This window comes from Edwardsiella piscicida (assembly GCF_021733145.1).
Classification (GTDB): domain Bacteria; phylum Pseudomonadota; class Gammaproteobacteria; order Enterobacterales; family Enterobacteriaceae; genus Edwardsiella; species Edwardsiella piscicida.
The window spans coordinates 510,893-530,384 of record NZ_CP090968.1; the positions used below are offsets into that span (position 1 = coordinate 510,893).

Here is a 19,492-nt window from a genome sequence, read left to right on the forward strand (position 1 = left end):
ACCTTAAATTGATGGTTTTCTGCGCATAGTTCGTCAGAAAGGTGCGCATGGTAACTGATGTGCCCGGCATTGGACACCGTTTTTACATTTTTTACCGAGCAATGCTGAACACCTCGGTAAAACCTTAATATGACAGAAAAAATGACCGTGGAAATTGAACTGAAATTCATCGCCCTCCCGTCCGCTGTACACGCATTGCCCGCGAGCCTGGCCCGTTGGCCTCTTCAGCATACGCCCGCCCAGACACTGAGCAATATCTATTATGAGACGGCGAGCCAGACTTTGCGTCGCCATGATATGGGGCTGCGGATCCGCGGCTGCGACGGCGCCTATGAGATGACGCTGAAGACCGCCGGCAGCGACGTCGGCGGCCTGCATCAGCGCCCGGAGTACAACGTCGCGCTGGATGCCCCGCAGCTGGATCTCCGCCGCTTTCCGGCGCAGGCGTGGCCGGAGGGCTGCGACGTCGATGCGCTGCAGACGGCGCTGCAGCCGCTGTTCTCGACCGACTTTCAGCGGGAGCGGTGGGAGGTGACCTACCGTGAAAGTCAGATTGAAGTGGCGCTTGACCGGGGCGACATTCGCGCCGCGGGGGAGAGCGAGGGGCTGCATGAGATCGAGCTGGAGCTGCTGCGGGGCGAGCGGGACGATCTGTTCGCTTTTGCCGAACAGTTGCTGACGCTGGAGGGGATCCGGATGGGGGCCATGAGTAAGGCCGCCCGCGGCTACCGCCTGGCGGCGGGCAATGCCGCGCTGCGGCGGCGGGCGTTTCCGCTGCTGCGGCCCGCGGCCCGCGCCAGCGTCGAACAGGGGATGTCTGCCGCGCTGGCGCAGATCCTGGCGCACTGGCAATACCATGAGGAGGCCTGGCTGCGGGGCGACGCGGCGTCCCGGGGCGGAATCCAGGAGGCGCTGACGGCGCTGCGGCAGAGTTTGACCCTCTTCGGCGGTATCGTGCCGCGTAAGGCCAGCGCGACGCTGCGCGCCGGTCTGAGCGCGCTGGAGGAGCAGATACAGCAGCCGACGTGCGTAGCGCAGACGCTGTGCTATGGCCGGGAATCCCTGACCACCCAGTGGGCGCTCACTCGCTGGTTAGCCGAGTCCGGCTGGCGAGCCTATCTCGATGCGGCGGGAAGCGCCAAGCTGTCCGGCTCGTTCAAGCGCTTTGCCGACATCATGTTGGGACGCTGCGGCGCTGAACTGAAGGCGCTGTTCGCTCAGGTTCGTCACCCCCAGGAGTATCAGGATAAACTACCGCGTCTGCAGCACCAGATTCTGGCGATCCGCCTGCTGGGCGGCGCATATGGCGAGGCGGCGGTAGAGGACTATCTGGCGCCGTGGCAGACGCTGGCGCAGGCCATTGTCCATCCCGCCGCGGTGACAGCGGAGGCCGCCTGCGCGCAGGCGCTGCATCAGCCGGCCTTTTGGCGCAACGGCGCGCATTAATGCGGTGATATCCCGCCGCGCGCGGGCGACGGTCTAATCCAGGCGGCGTTGGCGCCGCCGCATTCAGCAGGGAGTGAATATGTCTGAGACTCGGGCGCTGCCGGCGCTGCTGCACAGTCAGGGAGCGCGTCAGGCCGCGCGGCTGCGGGACGCGACGTCGGCGGCGCTGCCGGCGCTGGCGCTGAGCGACTTTGTCGCCGACAGTCTGGCCGCGTATCCCGCATGGTGGCAGCAGCTGCAGCAGCTGCCGCCGCAGGTGCAGGAGTGGCAGCAGTATGCCGGATGGCTGGCGGAGCGCCTGGCGCAGGTGCAGGATGAGTCGACGTTGATGCAAGCGCTGCGCCTGTTTCGTCGCCACATGCTGACGCGGATTGCCTGGATGCAAGCCCGCGCCCAGGCCGACTGTCAGCAGACCCTGCTCCAGCTGAGCGCGCTGGCGGAGACGCTGGTTATCGGCGCGCGCGACTGGCTATATCATCGCGCCTGTCAGGAGTGGGGCGTTCCCTGCAACGCCGCCGGTGAAGCCCAGCCGCTGCTGATCCTGGGTATGGGCAAGCTGGGCGGCGGCGAGCTGAATTTCTCCTCGGATATCGATCTTATCTTTGTCTATCCGCAGTCCGGAGCCACCCGCGGCGGCCGCCGCGAGCTGGATAATGCCCAGTTTTTCACCCGCCTCGGCCAGCGCCTGATTAAGGCCCTGGATCAGCCGACGGAGGATGGCTTTGTCTATCGGGTCGACATGCGTCTGCGCCCCTTCGGCGACAGCGGTCCTCTGGTGCTGAGTTTCTCCGCGCTGGAAGACTATTACCAAGAGCAGGGGCGCGACTGGGAGCGTTACGCCATGGTGAAGGCGCGTCTGCTGGGCGAAGGACAGGATCGCTATGGGCAAGAGCTGTACCGTCTGCTGCGCCCGTTTGTGTTTCGCCGCTATATCGATTTCAGCGTGATCCAGTCGCTGCGCAATATGAAGGGCATGATAGCCCGAGAGGTGCGCCGCCGCGGGCTGAAGGAGAATATCAAGCTTGGCGCTGGCGGGATCCGCGAGATCGAGTTTATCACGCAGGTGTTCCAACTGATCCGCGGCGGGCGCGAGCGCAGCCTACAGCAGCGTGCGCTGCTGCCCGCGCTGGCGGCGATCGGCGAGCTGGGGCTGCTGACGGCGGCGCAGGTGGCGGCGCTGCGCGACGCCTATCTCTTTTTACGCCGTCTGGAGAATCTGCTGCAGGCGATCGACGATCAGCAGACGCAGACCCTGCCGTCGGACGATCTCAACCGAGCCCGTCTGGCCTATGGTATGGGCCTGGCGGACTGGGCCGCGCTGAGTCGGGCGCTTCAGGAGCATATGGCGGCGGTGCGCGCGATCTTCAATGCGCTGATCGGCGATGACGATCAGGATGAAGAGGAGCGCGGCGACGACGCGGCGCTGCGCTTTGCGCCCCTGTGGCAAGAGCGTTTGGACGAGAGCGAGCTGGCCGCGCTGATGCCGCAGCTCGACCCGGCGCAGCGCCTCCGGCTGCAGCAGACGCTGGAGGCGTTTCACCGCGACGTGGACAAACGCACCATCGGCCCGCGTGGGCGAGAGGTGCTGGCGACGCTGATGCCGACGCTGCTGGCGCAGGTGTGCGTGCGCGATGACGCGCTGGTGCTGCAGCAGCGCCTGATGCCGCTGCTGCTCAACATCGTGACCCGCACGACCTATCTGGAGCTGCTGATGGAGTTCCCGGCGGCGCTGCATCAGCTGATCCGTCTGTGCGCGGCCTCGCCGATGCTGGCCGAACAGCTGGCTCGCTATCCGCTGCTGCTCGATGAGCTGCTCGATCCTGTCACGCTGTATCGCCCGGTGGATCAGGGCGCCTACCGCGACGAGCTGCGTCAGTATCTGCTGCGCATTCCGGATGATGAGGAGCAGCGCCTGGAGGCGCTGCGTCAGTTTAAGCACGCGCAGCAGCTGCGCATCGCCGCCAGCGATATCGCCGGCGCGCTGCCGGTGATGAAGGTGAGCGATCACCTGACCTACCTGGCCGAGGCGGTGATCGAGGCGGTGGTGCAGCAGGCCTGGGAGCAAATGGTGGCGCGCTACGGCCAGCCGACGCATCTGGTTGACCACGGGCAGCGTGGGTTTGCGGTGATCGGCTACGGTAAGCTGGGGGGTTGGGAGCTGGGCTATGGCTCGGATCTGGATCTGGTGTTTCTGTTGGACTGCCCGGCGGAGGTGATGACAGACGGGCCTCGCTGTATCGATGGGCGCCAGTTTTACCTGCGTCTGGCGCAGCGCATTATGCACCTGTTTAGCGCCCGTACCGCCTCCGGCATCCTGTACGAGGTGGACGCGCGCCTGCGGCCCTCCGGCGCCGCCGGTATGCTGGTCAGCACCCTGACCGCCTTCGGCGACTATCAGCGCAGCGAGGCTTGGACCTGGGAGCATCAGGCGCTGGTGCGGGCGCGTCCGGTTTACGGCGACGTGCAGATGCACCGCCAGTTTGACGCCATTCGCCGCGAGATCCTGTGTCGCGAGCGCGATGCGGCGACGCTGCGGTGCGAGGTGGCTGAGATGCGTGAGAAGATGCGAACCCATCAGGGCAGCCGTGACGCGGCACAGTTTGACATCAAGGCCGATCGCGGCGGTATCGTGGATATCGAATTCATCGCGCAGTATCTGGTACTGCGCTACGGCGCCGAACAGCCGGACCTGACCCGCTGGTCAGACAATGTGCGCATCTTTGAACTGATGGCGCAGTACGCGGTGATGCCACAGGCTGAGGCCGATGCGCTGACCCATGCCTATGTGACGCTGCGTAATACGCTGCACCATTTGGCGCTGCAGGCGCAGCCGGGGGTGGTGGAGAGCACCCGCTTTGCCGATGCGCGGGCGCGGGTCTGCGAGAGCTGGCAGCGCTGGCTGGGGACGGCGCGCTGAGCGCCTGGCCTCAGTAGCGGGAGGCGACGCCCGGCGGACAGGTTTTGAAGCGGCGATGTAGCCACATGTACTGGGTCGGTGCCAGCATGATTTCACGCTCCACCACCCGATTCATATAGGCCGCCGTCGTCGTTTGGTCGTCCAGCGGAACGTCCTGCAGCATCGGTTGAATACGCAGGGTATAGCCGCTGCCGTCCGCGTTGCGCAGCGGTATAAAGGGGAGGAGCGTCGGTTGGCCCATGCGGGCCAGGATATAGGTCCCGGTGGTGGTCGCCGCCTGCGCTACGGCAAACAGTGGGACGAATACGCTGCTGCGCGGGCCGTAGTCATGATCCGGCGCGTACCAGACGATTTCGCCCTCTTTCAACGCTCGGATCATCCCCTTCACATCGCGGCGATCGAGCATATATTTGTTGGATCGCAGCCGGCCCCAGGTCTGTAGCCAGTCGAGAACCGGGTTATCGTTAGGGCGGTAGACGCCGACGCCTGGGTTGTGCATTCCGAAGATGCGCGCGCCCAGCTCCAGCGTAAGAAAATGCATTCCAATCAATAAAATGCCTTTTCCTGTCTGCTTGGCCTGGCGCAGGTTTTCTTCGCCTTCGACCCGGCACCAGCGGCGGATGCGCCAGTCGGGCCAGAACCAGGCCATGCCGGTCTCGACCAGCGCCATGCCGACAGACTCAAAGTTCTGCCTGACCCACGCTTCGCGCTGCGCCGCCGGCATCTGTGGGAAGCAGAGCGCCAGATTGCGTCGGGTCACCTCTACACGCTTTTTCATGAAGCGCATCGCCGTTTTCCCCAGCATCTTGCCCAGGCGATAGAGCCAGGGATAGGGCAGCAGCATCACCAGGTAAAAGATCCCGATGCCCAGCCAGGTCAACCAATAGCGGGGGTGCAGCATGCTGCGCTGAAACTGCGGGTAAACGTGATTGTCAGACATGGCTATCGTTAATGTATTCTCGTAAATAGATTTAGATTGCTAGTGTAATTGATATCAGGACGATTGTGATAACATTGCGCCCATCTTGATATGTAGGAGTCTGGGGATGAAAGTAACCCTGCCTGATTTTCGCCGCGCCCAGGTATTGGTGGTGGGCGATGTGATGCTGGACCGCTATTGGTATGGGCCGACCAGCCGGATCTCACCGGAAGCGCCAGTGCCGGTGGTGAAAGTGGAAACCATCGAAGAGCGCCCCGGCGGCGCGGCCAACGTGGCGATGAACATTGCCTCCCTGGGCGCCAACGCGCGCCTGGTCGGTCTGACCGGCGTTGATGACGCCGCCCGCGCGCTGAGCGCGCGTCTGGATGAGGTGCATGTCGAGTGCGACTTCGTTGCGATCCCAACCCAGCCCACCATCACCAAGCTGCGCGTTCTGTCGCGTAATCAGCAGCTGATCCGCCTGGACTTTGAAGAGGGGTTCGGCGGTGTCGATCCCGAACCGATCCTGGCGCGTATTCGCCAGGCGCTGCCGCAGCTGGGGGCGATGATCCTCTCTGACTATGCCAAGGGGGCGCTGGCGTCGGTGCAGGCGATGATCCGTCTGGCACGCGATGCCGGCGTGCCGGTGCTGATCGATCCGAAAGGCACCGACTTTGAGCGCTATCGCGGCGCGACCCTGCTGACCCCCAACCTGTCTGAGTTTGAAGCCGTGGTCGGGCGTTGTCACAGCGAACAGGAGATCGTGGATCGCGGCCTGGCGCTGATGGATCGCTTCGATCTGACGGCGTTGCTGGTGACGCGCTCTGAGCAGGGAATGACGCTGCTGCAGCGCGGCATTGCGCCGCTGCATATGCCGACGCAGGCGCAGGAGGTCTATGACGTAACCGGCGCCGGCGATACGGTGATCGGGATGCTGGCGACGTCGATTGCCGCCGGGACGTCGCTGGAAGAGGCCTGTTTCCTGGCCAACGCCGCCGCCGGCGTCGTCGTGGGTAAGCTGGGAACCTCGACCGTCTCTCCCATCGAGCTGGAGAATGCCATTCGCGGCCGCGCCGATACCGGCTTTGGTGTGATGACCCAAGAGGAGCTGAAAACGGCGGTTCTTCAGGCGCGTCAGCGCGGCGAGAAGGTGGTGATGACCAACGGGGTCTTCGATATTCTGCACGCCGGTCACGTCTCCTACCTGGCCAATGCCCGCAGGCTGGGCGATCGCCTGATCGTGGCGGTGAACAGCGATGCCTCTACCCGCCGCCTCAAGGGGCCGGAGCGTCCGGTTAACCCGTTGACTCAGCGTATGCTGGTGCTGGCGGCGCTGGAGTCGGTCGACTGGGTGATCCCGTTTGAGGAGGATACGCCGCAGCGAATTATCGCGGAGATCCTGCCTGACCTGCTGGTTAAAGGGGGAGACTATCGGCCAGAGGAGATCGCCGGGGGCAAAGAGGTGATCGCCGCCGGCGGTGACGTGCGGGTCCTGAACTTCGAGGATGGCTGCTCGACGACCAATATCATTAATACCATCCGTCAGGGTCAGAACGACTGAGCCGCCTATCGCGTCTTGGCAGGATAGGGCAGTGGCTACGTTAAAACAGGAGTTAGGGCTAGTGCAGGGGGTGGGGATGCTGTCCACCTCCCTGCTGGGAACCGGGGTTTTTGCGGTTCCGGCGCTGGCCGCCCAGGTCGCAGGCGACGATAGCCTGTGGGCCTGGCCATTATTGATCGTTCTGGTTTTTCCCATCGCTATCGGCTTCGCCGCACTGGGGCGTCATTTCCCCAGCGCCGGTGGCGCCGCGCATTTCGTCGGTAAGGCCTTTGGCCCGCACATGGCGCGGGTTACCGGCTGGCTTTTTCTGTCGGTGATCCCGGTGGGACTGCCCGCGTCGCTGCAGATCGCCGCCGGCTTCTGGCAGGCGCTGTTCGGCTGGCAGGGCGCGCCCCTGCTGGCGGTTGAGCTGATTACGCTGCTGGCCGTGTGGCTGCTGGGGACGCGGGGGGCGGGCTCCAGCGCCAATCTGCAGACCCTGATCGCGCTGTTGGTGGTGCTGCTGATTGCCGCCGTTTGGTGGCGCGGCGGGATCTCGCCGACGCAGATCCCGTGGCCGGTGCCGTCGCAGCTGTCGCTCTCGCCCCTGACGGGGGCGCTGGCGGTGATGTTTTGGTGCTTTGTCGGGCTCGAGGCCTTTGCCCATCTGGCGTCGGAGTTTCGTCATCCGCAGCGTGATTTCCCGCGGGCGCTGCTGCTGGGGCTACTGTTAGCCGGGGCGGTCTACTGGGCCTGCAGCGTGGCGGTGCTCCACTTTCACGCCTTCGGCGATGGACGGGCGGCGGCGGCGTCATTGCCGGGGATTGTGGTGCAGCTGTTTGGCCGCCATGCGCTGTGGATAGCCTGCGTCATCGGTTATTTGGCCTGCTTTGCCAGCCTGAACGTTTATATCCAGAGCTTCGCCCGGCTGGTGTGGTCGCAGGCGCAGCGCCGACCGCAGAGCCGTCTGGCGCAGCTCTCTGCCCGTCAGGCGCCGGTCAATGCGCTGACGTCGGTGATGCTGTGCTGTTTACTGTGCTCGCTGCTGATTTACCTCAGCGGTCTGTCGCTGGATGCGCTGATCGTGTATGCCAACGGCGTATTCATCATGATCTATCTGCTGTGCATGCTGGCCGGATGCCGTCTGCTGCGCGGTCACGCCCGGCTGATGGCGCTGACGGGCAGCGTGCTGTGTCTGCTGCTGCTGGCGATGGTGGGGGTGAAGAGCCTGTATGCGCTAGGGATGCTGCTGGTCTTGTATCTCCTGCTGCCGCGCCGCGCGGCGTCGCACGGCGGGTGATCGTCACGGGGATGGCGGGACTAGGCCTGCCCGTCCTCGGCATCGTTCAGGCGCGCCTCAAGGGCGGCGACGCGCTGCTCCAGCAGCGCCAGCTTTTCGCGGGTGCGCAGTAGAACCTGCGTCTGGATCTCAAAATCTTCCCGGTTGACCAAATCCAGTCGGCTGAGCTGCTGTTGGAGGATTTGGCGCACGCGCTTCTCCATATCATCGCCGAACTCGCGCAGTCCTTTTGGCATGGATTGATGCACCTGACGGGCAATCTGTTCAATTTTCTTGGGATCAATCATGGAGCGTTCCTTGGGCTTCAGAGCAGTTATGCGGTAGCCGATACGTTACCGTAGTGTCATGGCGGATGCCAGAGCGGGTCGTAATTATCCCCCCAGGCCGCGGCATAAGGATAAAAAATGCGCGATAACGAGCCTGTATTACGCTGTTTGTGAGCGAACGCCAATAATCGGCAATGGTGATTGCCCGCTACTGGCTTTGGCGCTATAGTCGGTTTGCTTATTCTCAGGGCGGGGTGAAAGTCCCTACCGGCGGTAAATTGGTACGCTTCGGCGTCACTGAAAGCCCGCGAGCGCTCGCACGACCATGCGGGGTCAGCAGATCCGGTGTAATTCCGGGGCCGACGGTTACAGTCCGGATGGGAGAGAGTAACGATATCTGCCGGGATTCACCCGCTCGCGTTATTTTGGCCGCGCCGCTGCGTGTGCCGCTCCTCAAATTTGCCCTGGTTCTGGTAATTCATACGATTATTGATGAGGTTTTTACCATGAATCAGATTCTGCTTTCCGATTTCGGTACCCCGATGGAGCGCGTTGAGCGCGCCTTGTCCGCACTGCGCGATGGCCGTGGCGTCATGGTGTTGGATGATGAAAACCGTGAAAATGAAGGCGACATGATCTTTGCCGCCGAGAAGATGACCGTGGAGCAGATGGCGCTGACCATCCGCCACGGCAGCGGTATTGTCTGCCTGTGTATCACCGAAGCGCGTCGCCAGCAGCTGGATCTGCCGATGATGGTGAGCAATAACACCAGCCACTACGGCACCGCCTTCACCGTGACGATTGAAGCGGCGGAAGGGGTGACCACCGGGGTCTCCGCGCAGGATCGCCTGACCACGGTACGCGCGGCCATCGCCGACGGTGCCAAGCCGAGCGATCTCCATCGTCCCGGGCATGTTTTCCCGCTGCGCGCTCGCCCCGGCGGCGTACTGGCGCGTCGGGGTCATACCGAGGCGACGATCGATCTGGTTTCGCTGGCGGGATTCCGCCCTGCCGGCGTGCTGTGTGAACTGACCAATGATGACGGCACGATGGCGCGCGCTCCGCAGGTGATGGCCTTTGCGCGCCAGCATGGGATGCCGGTGGTGACCATTGAGGATCTGGTGGCCTATCGTCAGGCGCATGAGCCGCAGGAGCAAGCCTGCTAATTCGGCCGCATCGTTAACGCGATCGCAGATATATCAAGGGATAGCCAGCGGCTATCCCTTGCGCTTTTATAGCGGCGTCGCCTGCAGCAGGGCCAGACTCAGCCCCATGACGGTCATGCCGCACAACACCCCGCGGCTGGGATTGCTGTGCGGATCGATCTCCCGCGCCAGCGGCATAAGCTCATCCACCGACAGCGCGACCATGATCCCGGCCACCAGCGCCATGATCGCCGCCATCCCGACCGGCGATACCGTCGGCCCCAGCAGGGTAAAGGCCAGCAGCCCACCGAGGATCTCTGCCACGCCCGACAGGCTGGCCCACCACAGCGCGCGCAGGCGCGAGCCGCTGGCAGCATACACGGGACCCGCGACGGCCAGCCCCTCGGGAATATTATGAATGGCTACCGCCAGGGCGATGCCCATCCCCAGCTCCAGATCGGCGCTGGCGGTGACGTAGGTGGCGATACCCTCGGGAAAATTGTGCAGACTGATGCCCAGCGTAAGCAGCAGCGCGGTGCGTTTTAGACTCCGCGGCGTTCGATTCCCCAGCGGGACCATATCGTGGGCGTGCTGGTGGGGCAGCAGGCGATCCAGTAGAAAGTATCCGACCAGACCGAGGATAAACATCGCGTAGCCGAGCAGCGGCGGCATCTTCGGCGTATTCAGCGCCGCGGGCAGCATCTCCATCAGCGAAATAAGCAGCATGATCCCGGCGGCGAAGCCGAGCGAAAAGGCCAGCACGCGATTGGAGGGCCTTTGCCCGATGATGGCCAGCAGAGCCCCAACGGCGGTGGCGCCGCCGGCAAGCAGCGTCAGAAGCAGGGGAATGGACATGGACACGCCTCGTAGTTGATGATAATGATTTTCATTATTTATTAAGTGTGAGCAGAAGTAAATAAATGTGAGCGTGTTATATACAATTCCACCGATTGTCTGTGCCTATTCTATGCTTCTGGCTATCGAGCGAGGGGCTGTCGCGTACTCCGTGCGCGGAGCCGTTTTTTATGACCGGCGCTGCAAGCGACGGGCGAGCAGGGTGAGGCAATACACTATGAGCGAGGCGACGATGCCGGCGCTGTTTCTGGCGCACGGGAGTCCGATGAACGCCATCGAGGATAATCCGTTCAGCGCCCTATGGCAGCGTCTGGGGCGTGAGTTGCCGCGGCCAAAGGCCATTGTGGTGATTTCCGCCCACTGGTGTACCCAGGGGCTCTGGGCCACGGCGATGGCGCAGCCGCGTACCCTGCATGACTTTGGCGGCTTTCCGCCGGCGCTCTCTGCGCTGCGCTATCCGGCGCCCGGCAGTCCGGCGTTGGCCCGGGAACTGCAGTCTTTACTGGCGCCGCAGTATACGCTGTCGCTGGATGAGGGCGGCTGGGGGCTGGATCATGGGGCGTGGAGCCTGCTGGTTCACCTGTATCCCCAGGCCGATATTCCGGTGATACAGCTCAGCCTCGATCCGCGTCAGCCGGCGGCGTATCACTATCAATTGGGGCAGGCGCTCGCCCCGCTGCGGCAGCGCGGTGTCCTGATGTTGGGCAGCGGTAACGTGGTGCATAACCTGCGTACGCTGCGCTGGGAGGCTGAGGCCGAACCTTATCCCTGGGCGCGGCGCTTTGAAGACGTTGTCCGCCAGGGGCTGCGTGAACGCGGTGAGGATGCCGCATTGCTGCGGTTTGCCGATAATCCGGATGCTACGCTGGCCAATCCGACACCGGAGCACTTTCTGCCGCTGCTGCCTGTGCTGGGCTGCTGGGATGGCGCGGAGCCGCTGCGGGTGTTTGAGCAGGGGATCGTCATGGGGTCGCTGAGCATGCTGTCGCTGCAGGTAGGCTAAGCGCAGCGTTGGGTCGGGATGAGGCGGTACGGTCGAGACGTTATCGGCGATGAGCGACGAGCGCGATATATCGACGGCGTTGAGTCTCTGTCTGGATAGCGATAGCAGGATAGGTCAACTGCGGGAATCAAGCGTAAAACAGGGAGAGGATGACGAGATGCAGAAGAAAAACAAGAGTGGTGCGAAGAGAGGGACTTGAACCCTCACGTCCGTTAGGACACTAACACCTGAAGCTAGCGCGTCTACCAATTCCGCCACCTTCGCACACGGGTGTTGCTGATTGTCGCTCGTCGGCTTTGGTGCGAAGAGAGGGACTTGAACCCTCACGTCCGTTAAGACACTAACACCTGAAGCTAGCGCGTCTACCAATTCCGCCACCTTCGCAAGGTGCCGTCAAAGCGCAATCAATCGTGGTTATGTGGTGCGAAGAGAGGGACTTGAACCCTCACGTCCGTTAAGACACTAACACCTGAAGCTAGCGCGTCTACCAATTCCGCCACCTTCGCATACCGTTGCGTTACTGCTGGAGTAACGTAACCACGGAGGCGAATTCTAGAGATTTTCGTCGCGGCGTCAACAGTTATTTCCTGAATTTTCTGCGATCGGTGCAAATTTGGGCGCGTGAGGCGTAATTTGACCGTTTTGCGCTGAAAAAAAGGCCGACGTACGCCGGCCCCGGGGTCTATCGACGGCTGTGCTCCAGCGCCGCCCGATCGAGAATGGCGGAGTACACCTTGAATTTCCCGGTCTGGGCCACGACCTCATGGCGACCGAATACGGCATCCAGCACCTGCGGATAGGGCAGGAAGGCGTTGGCGACGATCCGCAGCTCACCGCCCAGCTGCAGGTGGCTGACGGCGCCGCGGATCAGGGTCTGTGCGGCCAGCAGGCTGGTCTGTACACCATCATGGAACGGCGGGTTAGAGATGATCAGATCGAAGCGACCGCTGATATCGGAGAAGACGTTACTGGCGAGCACCTCGCCGTCGATCGCATTCTGCGCCAGCGTTTGCCGGCTGGCGGTCAGGGCAGCGGCGTTCACATCGCTCAGGGTGAGACGGGTCTCCGGCGACATGCGGGCGATGGCGGCGGATAACACCCCGGCGCCGCAGCCGACGTCCAGGACGTTCCCTTTTAGGCCGTGGGGCAGCGAAGAGAGCAGCAGATGACTGCCGATGTCTAGCCCGTCGCGGCTGAATACGCCCGGCAGCGTGGCGATGCGCAGACTGCCGGTGTCATAGGACATCCACCAGTCGTTCAGATCGAAGCGGGGCGGCTGGGCCAGCTGACCGTGATACAGGCCGCAGCGGCGGGCGCTGTCTATCTTGTTCAGCGTCAGCATGTCGGACGCCAGCTCTTCGGCGCTGCGGACGCCGGCGCGGTTTTCACCGACGATAAACACATCGCAGCCGACCGGCAGCTGCGAGAGTAGCTGAGTCAGCTGGAACAGCGCCTCTGGCTTGCTCTTGGGCCAGAAGTAGATCAGGGTATCGATGCCGGCGGCGAACTCTGCCGTGATGGTCAGAGAGAACAGGCAGCGCTCGCCCATGGCGGGATGCAGCGCCTGCCAGTGATGGTACTGGGTGGTGTGGGCGCGGACTTCAACGGCGTTAAACTGCGCGGGCAGCGTATCCTGCAGATCGCCGGCGAACAGGACGCGGCGGGGCTCAAACTCTTCGCCGTGGCGAAGCACGACTTCGCTGGCCGGGGTAAAAGCGGACATGGCACAAAACTCCTCAATAGGCTGACCGGTGATTATAGAGCTTTCACCGGCGTTCTGAAACGCGCCATTCATCGCGGCGGTGGCGATCCGCTGCACGGTGCGATGGTGCCGTCGCGACGGGTTTGTTAGCATAGTAGCGCAGACAGGTATCACGGGATTTCGGCGCCGCGGCGGCGCATAACAGACAGGGGCAGTATGACTTCGCGACGCGATCAACTTTTACAGCAGCTGGGGATAACCCAATGGGTCCTGCGTCGCCCGGCGCTTCTGCGCGGCGAGGTCGCCATTACGCTGTCGGCGCAGACACGGCTGCTTATCGTGTCTGAGGCTCCCCTGTCGCCGGATGATCTGTTACTGTGCGATATTCTACGCGCGCTGTCGCTGACGGCGGAGCAGGCGGTGATCCTGACGCCGGAGCAGTATGAGATGCTCAGCGATCGCCAGCGTTACCTGTGTTGGTGGCTGGGGGAGTCCGCCTCCTCTGAGGCTTGCCTCCGCTCTCCGGCGCTCGGTGCGCTTTACCATAACCCCGGCGCCAAGCGCGCCCTGTGGCAGCAAATTTGTCATGAGCAACATCATTTCTTCCCTGACCCCGGCGGACACTGATGCCGCCTATGCCGTGGAGTGCGCCAGTCACGCATTTCCTTGGACTCACAGCACCTTTCTCAGCAATCAGGGCGAGCGTTACTATAACCTGAAGCTGGAGTCACAGGGGCAGCTGGCCGCCTTTGCCATTACGCAGGTGGTGCTGGATGAGGCGACGCTGTTCAACGTTGCCGTCGCCCCCGCCTATCAGCGTCAGGGGCTGGGGCGTACGCTGCTGCTGCGTCTGATTGACGATCTGACCGAGCGCGGCGTGGTGACGCTGTGGCTGGAGGTGCGAGACTCCAATCGGGCCGCCATCGCGCTGTATCATGCGCTGGGGTTCAATGAGGTGTCGCTGCGGCGCAACTACTATCCGACCGCGGACGGACGTGAGGATGCCCGCATCATGGCGCTGCCGCTGGGGTAGCCGTCGTTTTCGCGCGCCCGCGGCGCGATAGTATTCCCCCTGCCTGCGGCAGGGCGCCTGAAATTGCGCGTTGTCTAACCTGAATAAATCAGGGAAAATAGCGCGCTGATTACCCATTTACGCCTGTGTTGCCCGCCGATGGCCGCCGTTTGCGCGCGTTCGCGGGCAGGGCAGCTCAATACAGAATAGAAAATCATGTCGCCAAGTGAATACGCCCGCGAAGTCGCCAAACGGCGCACCTTTGCCATTATTTCTCACCCGGATGCCGGTAAAACCACCATCACCGAAAAGGTGCTGCTGTTCGGACAGGCGATCCAGGTCGCCGGGACGGTAAAAGGCCGCGGCTCCAGCCAGCATGCCAAGTCAGACTGGATGGAGATGGAGAAACAGCGCGGTATCTCCATTACCACCTCGGTGATGCAGTTTCCGTATCATGACTCCCTGGTCAACCTGCTGGATACCCCGGGGCACGAGGATTTCTCCGAGGATACCTACCGAACCCTGACGGCGGTGGACTGCTGCCTGATGGTGATCGATGCGGCTAAAGGGGTCGAGGATCGCACCCGTAAGCTGATGGAGGTCACCCGTCTGCGCGATACGCCGATCCTGACCTTTATGAACAAACTCGACCGTGACATCCGCGATCCGATGGAGCTGCTGGACGAGGTGGAGAGCGAGCTGCGGATCGCCTGTGCGCCGATCACCTGGCCTATCGGCTGCGGTAAGCTGTTCAAGGGGGTCTACCACCTGTACAAGGATGAAACCTACCTGTACCAAAGCGGCAAGGGGCATACCATCCAAGAGGTTCGGGTGATTAAGGGGCTGGATAACCCGCAGCTGGATGCCGCGGTGGGCGAGGACTTGGCGGTCCAGCTGCGCGAGGAGCTGGAGCTGGTGCAGGGGGCGTCTACCGAGTTTGAAGAGGAGGCCTTCCTCAACGGTCAGCTGACGCCGGTCTTCTTCGGGACTGCGCTGGGTAACTTTGGCGTGGATCATATGCTGGACGGTCTGGTGGCCTGGGCGCCGGCGCCGATGCCGCGGATGACCGATGTGCGCAAGGTCAGCGCCGACGAAGAGAAATTCAGCGGCTTTGTGTTTAAGATCCAGGCGAACATGGATCCGAAGCACCGCGATCGCGTCGCCTTCATGCGCGTGGTCTCCGGTCGCTATGACAAGGGGATGAAGCTGCGCCAGGTTCGCACCGGTAAGGATGTGGTGATCGCCGACGCGCTGACCTTTATGGCCGGCGACCGCGCCCACGTAGAGGAGGCCTACCCGGGCGATATCATCGGTCTGCATAACCATGGCACCATCCAGATCGGCGATACCTTTACCCAGGGCGAAGAGATGAAGTTCACCGGGATCCCCAACTTTGCCCCGGAACTGTTCCGCCGCATCCGTCTGCGCGACCCGCTGAAGCAGAAGCAGCTGCTGAAGGGGCTGGTTCAGCTGTCGGAAGAGGGAGCGGTACAGGTGTTCCGTCCGGTGGCCAATAACGATCTGATCGTCGGTGCGGTCGGCGTGCTGCAGTTTGACGTGGTGGTGGCTCGCCTGAAGAGCGAATATAACGTTGAGGCGATCTACGAGTCGGTTAACGTTTCTACCGCGCGCTGGGTCGAATGTGATGACGCGAAGAAGTTCGACGAGTTTCAGCGTAAGAACGAACTGCACCTGGCGCTGGACGGCGGCGATAACCTGGCCTATATCGCCCCGACTATGGTGAACCTGAACCTGACCCAGGAGCGTTATCCTGAGGTGCGCTTCCGTAAGACGCGCGAACACTGATCGGCCTAGCCCTTTTTTGGGGCGTTGGCGGGACGATCGCGGCGGGCCTTGTGGCCCGCCGTCTTATTTGCGCCGCGTCGTCCGTTAAAGCGGACAGAATGATAATATTTCCCCCCTGCGCTGGACTTATCCCGAGGCCTTATCCAAGGTATGCTTAATCTATGTGAGTCGCCTCGTTTGTCGGGGCGGCAGACCGGCTGAGCGTGTTGTCATGAGGTTGTAGAGTGGGATACAGAATACCGATTACGCTGGGCAACATTGAGCCCCTGGCCTATAAACCCTACCATCCGGGCCGCATTGCGCTGGTGTGCGAGGGCGGCGGACAGCGGGGTATTTTTACCGCCGGGGTGCTGGATGAGTTTCTGCGTGCGCGCTTCAACCCCTTCGATCTCTATTTGGGTACCTCCGCCGGCGCCCAGAACCTGTCGTCCTTTGTCTGTGGTCAGGCGGGATATGCCCGACGCGTGATTACGCGCTATACCACCCGCAGCGAGTTTTTTAACCCGCTGCGCTTTGTCCGCGGCGGCCATCTCATTGATCTGGATTGGCTGGTGGATTGTACCCACCGCGAGATGCCGCTGGCCTTCGATCGCGCCGAGCGTATGCTGGGACAGCAGCGCCAGTTCTATATGGTCGCCAGCCGTAGCGATGACTTTAGCGCGGCCTATTTTCCGGCGCAGCGCGATAGCTGGCTGCAGGTGATCAAGGCCAGCAGCGCCATCCCCGGCTTTTACCGCAGCGGGGTGGAGCTGGACGGCGTGGTCTACCAGGACGGCGGCATCGCCGACGCCGTGCCGGTGCGCGAGGCGTACCGACTGGGCGCTGATACCATCGTGGTGATACGCACCGTGCCGTCTCAGATGTTCTATACGCCCCGCTGGGTGAAACGCATGGAGTCTCTGCTCAGCGAGAGCAGCCTGCAGCAGATGGTGCGGATGATGCAGCGCCATGAGAAGAGCTACCGTCGCACCCAACGTTTTATTGAGCAACCGCCGGGCCGTCTGCGTATCTTTGAAATTTACCCCCCCAAGCCGCTGGCGAGCCATGCCTTGGGCAGTACGGTGGCATCGCTGAACACGGATTACCATCTGGGACGGCGCTGTGCCCGCTATTTTCTGGCGGCCGTTGGGCACTGGCTGCTACCGCGTGACCTGCCGGCGCATGCCCATGGCCCGGCGAGGCTGACCCACCAAGCCGCGCGTCAGCCTGCAGGGGAAACGCTGTGATTGCCGCGGCGCTGATCGACACCCACTGCCATTTTGACTTTGCCCCCTTCTGTGGCGATGAGGCGGCAAGCCTGCATCGCGCCCGGGCGGCGGGGATCGGCGATATCATTGTGCCCAGCATCGAGGCCTCCCGTTTTGCGTCGGTGCTGGCGCTGGCCCATCGCTATCCGATGCTGCATGCGGCGCTGGGGCTGCATCCCCTGTACATCGAACATCATCGGGATACGGATATTGCGGCGCTGGATACGCTGCTGGCCCAGGCCGACCCGGCGGTGGTCGCGCTGGGTGAGATCGGGCTGGATCACTACGGTGACGTCCGCCAGCCGGCGCGTCAGCTGAGCCTGCTGCAGGATCAGCTGGCCCTGGCCCAGCGCTACGATCTGCCGGTGATCCTGCATTCACGCCGCAGCCACGATCTGCTGGCGAAGATACTGCGCCAGCGGCGGCTGATGCGCACCGGCGTGGTGCACGGTTTTTCCGGCAGCCTGGCTCAGGCGCAGGCCTTCGTGCGTTTGGGGTATGCGATTGGCGTCGGCGGCACGATTACCTACGCACGGGCGAACAAGACCCGTGCCGCGGTGGCGGCGCTGCCGCTGGAGGCGCTGCTGCTGGAGACCGATGCGCCGGATATGCCGCTGTTCGGTTACCAGGGCGCGCCCAATCGTCCGGAGCAGCTGACGCGGGTCTTTGCGGCCCTGTGTGCGCTGCGCAGTGAAACGCCTGCGCAGATAGCCCAGGCGCTGTATGACAACACGCACCGTCTATTTCACTTCCCCCCGCGTTCCTGACGCGTTCCGCCGGTTTTTTGCGCGCGTAAACGATTAAATGATGTGATATGCATCACTTTTTAACAATTTAACTTGCTTCAAGTTGTATAAATTTGTGAGCAATACGCGCAAACATCGCGGATGCCCCGTTATAATCCGCCCGCCGGCGATGGACCCCTCCTGTTTTTTGCCTGGCACCAGGAGACGGCTTGCGCCATTGGGCGTGTAAGCCTTATTAAGACTCACACAACAGGGATAATAACCATGCAACTTTTAATGGGTGTTGTGGGAATGGTCACGCTGATCCTGCTCGGCGTACTGCTTTCCAACAACCGCCGCGCCATTAGGGTGCGTACCGTGGCCGGCGCCTTCGCCGTTCAGGTATGCCTTGGCGCCTTTGTGCTGTATGTGCCCGCTGGGCGCGATATGCTGGGCGCGATGTCTACCGGTGTAGCAAACGTTATCGCCTATGGTAATCAGGGCATTTCGTTTATGTTCGGTGGGCTGGTATCCGACAAGATGTTTGAGCTGTTCGGCGGCGGCGGGTTTGTCTTTGCCCTGCGCGTACTGCCGGTGATCGTCTTCTTCTCGTCGCTGATTGCCGTGCTCTATTATCTGGGGATCATGCAGCTGGTGATCCGCGTGCTGGGCGGTGCGCTGCACAAGCTGCTGGGCACCTCCCGTACCGAGTCGCTGTCGGCGACGGCCAATATCTTCGTCGGTCAGACCGAAGCGCCGCTGGTGGTACGCCCCTATATCGCCACCATGACCCAGTCCGAACTGTTCGCGGTCATGTGCGGTGGCCTGGCCTCCGTTGCCGGCTCGGTGCTGGCCGGCTATGCCCAGATGGGCGTGCCGCTGGAGTATCTGATCGCTGCGTCCTTTATGGCGGCGCCGGGCGGCCTGCTGTTTGCCAAGCTGATCGTACCGGAAACCGAGCAGACCCACGATCGTGAAGATGCTACCGCGCTGGTGGCGGCAGAGGATCGTCCGGCCAACGTGATTGACGCCGCCGCCTCCGGTGCGGCCTCGGGTCTGCAGCTGGCGTTGAACGTCGGCGCGATGCTGCTGGCGTTTATCGCCCTGATCGCTCTGCTGAATGGCATGTTGGGCGGGATTGGCGGGTGGTTTAACTACCCGCAGCTGTCGATGGAGCTGATCCTGGGCTGGGTATTCTCTCCGCTCGCCTTCCTGATCGGCGTGCCCTGGAACGAGGCGCAGATCGCCGGCTCTTTCATCGGGCAGAAGCTGATCGTTAACGAGTTCGTCGCCTATATGAACTTTGGCGAATACCTGAAGGCGGATGCCGAGGTCGCGGCGGCCGGTCTGCAGGTGCTTTCCGGCCATACCAAGGCGATCATCTCTTTCGCGCTGTGCGGCTTTGCCAACCTTTCGTCGGTGGCGATCCTGCTGGGCGGACTGGGCAGTATGGCGCCGAAGCGTCGCCATGAGATTGCCCGCTTCGGCCTGCGTGCCGTCGCTGCAGGTACCCTCTCCAACCTGATGAGCGCCACCATCGCCGGGTTCTTCCTGGCGCTGTAATCCTGCGCTGTGCAAGGTGGTCACGCGCCTTCGCCGTCACTGGCCG

General features: G+C 62.6%; 16 protein-coding genes, 3 tRNA genes and 1 riboswitch. Of the genes, 12 read left to right on the top strand and 7 right to left on the bottom strand.

The window, feature by feature from the left end; all coding sequences use genetic code 11:
- The first annotated feature begins 141 nt into the window (after positions 1-141).
- Together L1P05_RS02310 and glnE are read left to right on the top strand one after the other, a co-directional pair.
- A complete protein-coding gene (locus L1P05_RS02310; RefSeq protein ID WP_109913374.1) occupies positions 142-1,446 on the top strand; it encodes a CYTH domain-containing protein in 1,305 nt (434 codons plus the stop codon).
- 79 nt (positions 1,447-1,525) lie between these two features.
- Positions 1,526-4,363 (top strand): bifunctional [glutamate--ammonia ligase]-adenylyl-L-tyrosine phosphorylase/[glutamate--ammonia-ligase] adenylyltransferase, encoded by a 2,838-nt coding sequence (gene glnE / locus L1P05_RS02315; RefSeq protein WP_012847339.1) that lies wholly within the window; start codon positions 1,526-1,528, stop codon positions 4,361-4,363.
- A 10-nt stretch (positions 4,364-4,373) separates the two neighbouring features.
- Here glnE and L1P05_RS02320 read toward each other — a convergent pair whose 3' ends face one another.
- The gene (locus tag L1P05_RS02320) at positions 4,374-5,303 is read right to left on the bottom strand and encodes a Kdo(2)-lipid IV(A) acyltransferase (RefSeq protein WP_012847340.1); all 930 of its coding nucleotides are present in this window, start codon (positions 5,301-5,303) and stop codon (positions 4,374-4,376) included.
- 106 nt (positions 5,304-5,409) lie between these two features.
- On the opposite strand from L1P05_RS02320, the gene hldE reads away from it, so the two are divergent.
- Together hldE and yjeH are read left to right on the top strand one after the other, a co-directional pair.
- On the top strand, positions 5,410-6,843 hold the full coding sequence (gene hldE / locus L1P05_RS02325) for a bifunctional D-glycero-beta-D-manno-heptose-7-phosphate kinase/D-glycero-beta-D-manno-heptose 1-phosphate adenylyltransferase HldE (RefSeq protein WP_012847341.1): 1,434 nt from the start codon (positions 5,410-5,412) through the stop codon (positions 6,841-6,843).
- A 31-nt stretch (positions 6,844-6,874) separates the two neighbouring features.
- Positions 6,875-8,122 (top strand): L-methionine/branched-chain amino acid transporter, encoded by a 1,248-nt coding sequence (gene yjeH / locus L1P05_RS02330; protein WP_034168197.1) that lies wholly within the window; start codon positions 6,875-6,877, stop codon positions 8,120-8,122.
- A gap of 20 nt (positions 8,123-8,142) precedes the next feature.
- Here the strand turns inward: yjeH and ubiK are convergent, their stop codons facing one another.
- Positions 8,143-8,409: a ubiquinone biosynthesis accessory factor UbiK gene (gene ubiK, locus L1P05_RS02335; RefSeq protein WP_012847343.1), complete on the bottom strand. Its 267-nt coding sequence runs from the start codon at positions 8,407-8,409 to the stop codon at positions 8,143-8,145.
- Between the two features lie 215 nt (positions 8,410-8,624).
- Positions 8,625-8,781, top strand: a riboswitch (FMN riboswitch).
- Between the two features lie 113 nt (positions 8,782-8,894).
- Here ubiK and ribB point away from each other — a divergent pair.
- Positions 8,895-9,554, top strand: coding sequence for a 3,4-dihydroxy-2-butanone-4-phosphate synthase (gene ribB / locus L1P05_RS02340; protein WP_015460883.1), 660 nt, complete (start codon positions 8,895-8,897; stop codon positions 9,552-9,554).
- 66 nt (positions 9,555-9,620) lie between these two features.
- On the opposite strand, the gene zupT is transcribed toward ribB, so the two are convergent.
- Positions 9,621-10,388 (bottom strand): zinc transporter ZupT, encoded by a 768-nt coding sequence (gene zupT / locus L1P05_RS02345; RefSeq protein WP_012847345.1) that lies wholly within the window; start codon positions 10,386-10,388, stop codon positions 9,621-9,623.
- Positions 10,389-10,605: 217 nt separating this feature from the next.
- On the opposite strand from zupT, the gene ygiD reads away from it, so the two are divergent.
- The gene (gene ygiD, locus L1P05_RS02350; RefSeq protein ID WP_012847346.1) at positions 10,606-11,391 is read left to right on the top strand and encodes a 4,5-DOPA-extradiol-dioxygenase; all 786 of its coding nucleotides are present in this window, start codon (positions 10,606-10,608) and stop codon (positions 11,389-11,391) included.
- Between the two features lie 177 nt (positions 11,392-11,568).
- Here the strand turns inward: ygiD and L1P05_RS02355 are convergent.
- The 4 genes from L1P05_RS02355 to rsmC form a co-directional block, all read right to left on the bottom strand.
- Positions 11,569-11,655, bottom strand: a tRNA-Leu gene (locus L1P05_RS02355).
- Positions 11,656-11,688: 33 nt separating this feature from the next.
- Positions 11,689-11,775, bottom strand: a tRNA-Leu gene (locus L1P05_RS02360).
- Between the two features lie 35 nt (positions 11,776-11,810).
- Positions 11,811-11,897: transfer RNA gene (locus tag L1P05_RS02365), tRNA-Leu, on the bottom strand.
- A 176-nt stretch (positions 11,898-12,073) separates the two neighbouring features.
- Positions 12,074-13,114, bottom strand: coding sequence for a 16S rRNA (guanine(1207)-N(2))-methyltransferase RsmC (rsmC, locus tag L1P05_RS02370; RefSeq protein ID WP_034168858.1), 1,041 nt, complete (start codon positions 13,112-13,114; stop codon positions 12,074-12,076).
- Positions 13,115-13,309: 195 nt separating this feature from the next.
- On the opposite strand from rsmC, the gene L1P05_RS02375 reads away from it, so the two are divergent.
- The 6 genes from L1P05_RS02375 (at position 13,310) to L1P05_RS02400 (ending at position 19,446) form a co-directional block, all read left to right on the top strand.
- Positions 13,310-13,720 carry a DNA polymerase III subunit psi gene (locus L1P05_RS02375; protein WP_012847348.1) on the top strand — a complete coding sequence of 137 codons (411 nt, stop codon included), beginning with the start codon at positions 13,310-13,312 and terminating at the stop codon, positions 13,718-13,720.
- Positions 13,680-14,126, top strand: coding sequence for a ribosomal protein S18-alanine N-acetyltransferase (rimI, locus tag L1P05_RS02380; RefSeq protein WP_012847349.1), 447 nt, complete (start codon positions 13,680-13,682; stop codon positions 14,124-14,126). The genes L1P05_RS02375 and rimI overlap by 41 nt, the downstream gene beginning before the upstream one ends.
- 195 nt (positions 14,127-14,321) lie before the next feature.
- On the top strand, positions 14,322-15,911 hold the full coding sequence (prfC, locus tag L1P05_RS02385) for a peptide chain release factor 3 (RefSeq protein ID WP_012847351.1): 1,590 nt from the start codon (positions 14,322-14,324) through the stop codon (positions 15,909-15,911).
- Between the two features lie 224 nt (positions 15,912-16,135).
- Positions 16,136-17,137 (top strand): patatin-like phospholipase family protein, encoded by a 1,002-nt coding sequence (locus tag L1P05_RS02390; protein WP_012847352.1) that lies wholly within the window; start codon positions 16,136-16,138, stop codon positions 17,135-17,137.
- On the top strand, positions 17,137-17,925 hold the full coding sequence (locus L1P05_RS02395; RefSeq protein WP_034168833.1) for a TatD family hydrolase: 789 nt from the start codon (positions 17,137-17,139) through the stop codon (positions 17,923-17,925). The genes L1P05_RS02390 and L1P05_RS02395 overlap by 1 nt, the downstream gene beginning before the upstream one ends.
- Before the next feature lie 255 nt (positions 17,926-18,180).
- On the top strand, positions 18,181-19,446 hold the full coding sequence (locus L1P05_RS02400; RefSeq protein WP_172454876.1) for a NupC/NupG family nucleoside CNT transporter: 1,266 nt from the start codon (positions 18,181-18,183) through the stop codon (positions 19,444-19,446).
- Positions 19,447-19,492 lie beyond the last annotated feature (46 nt).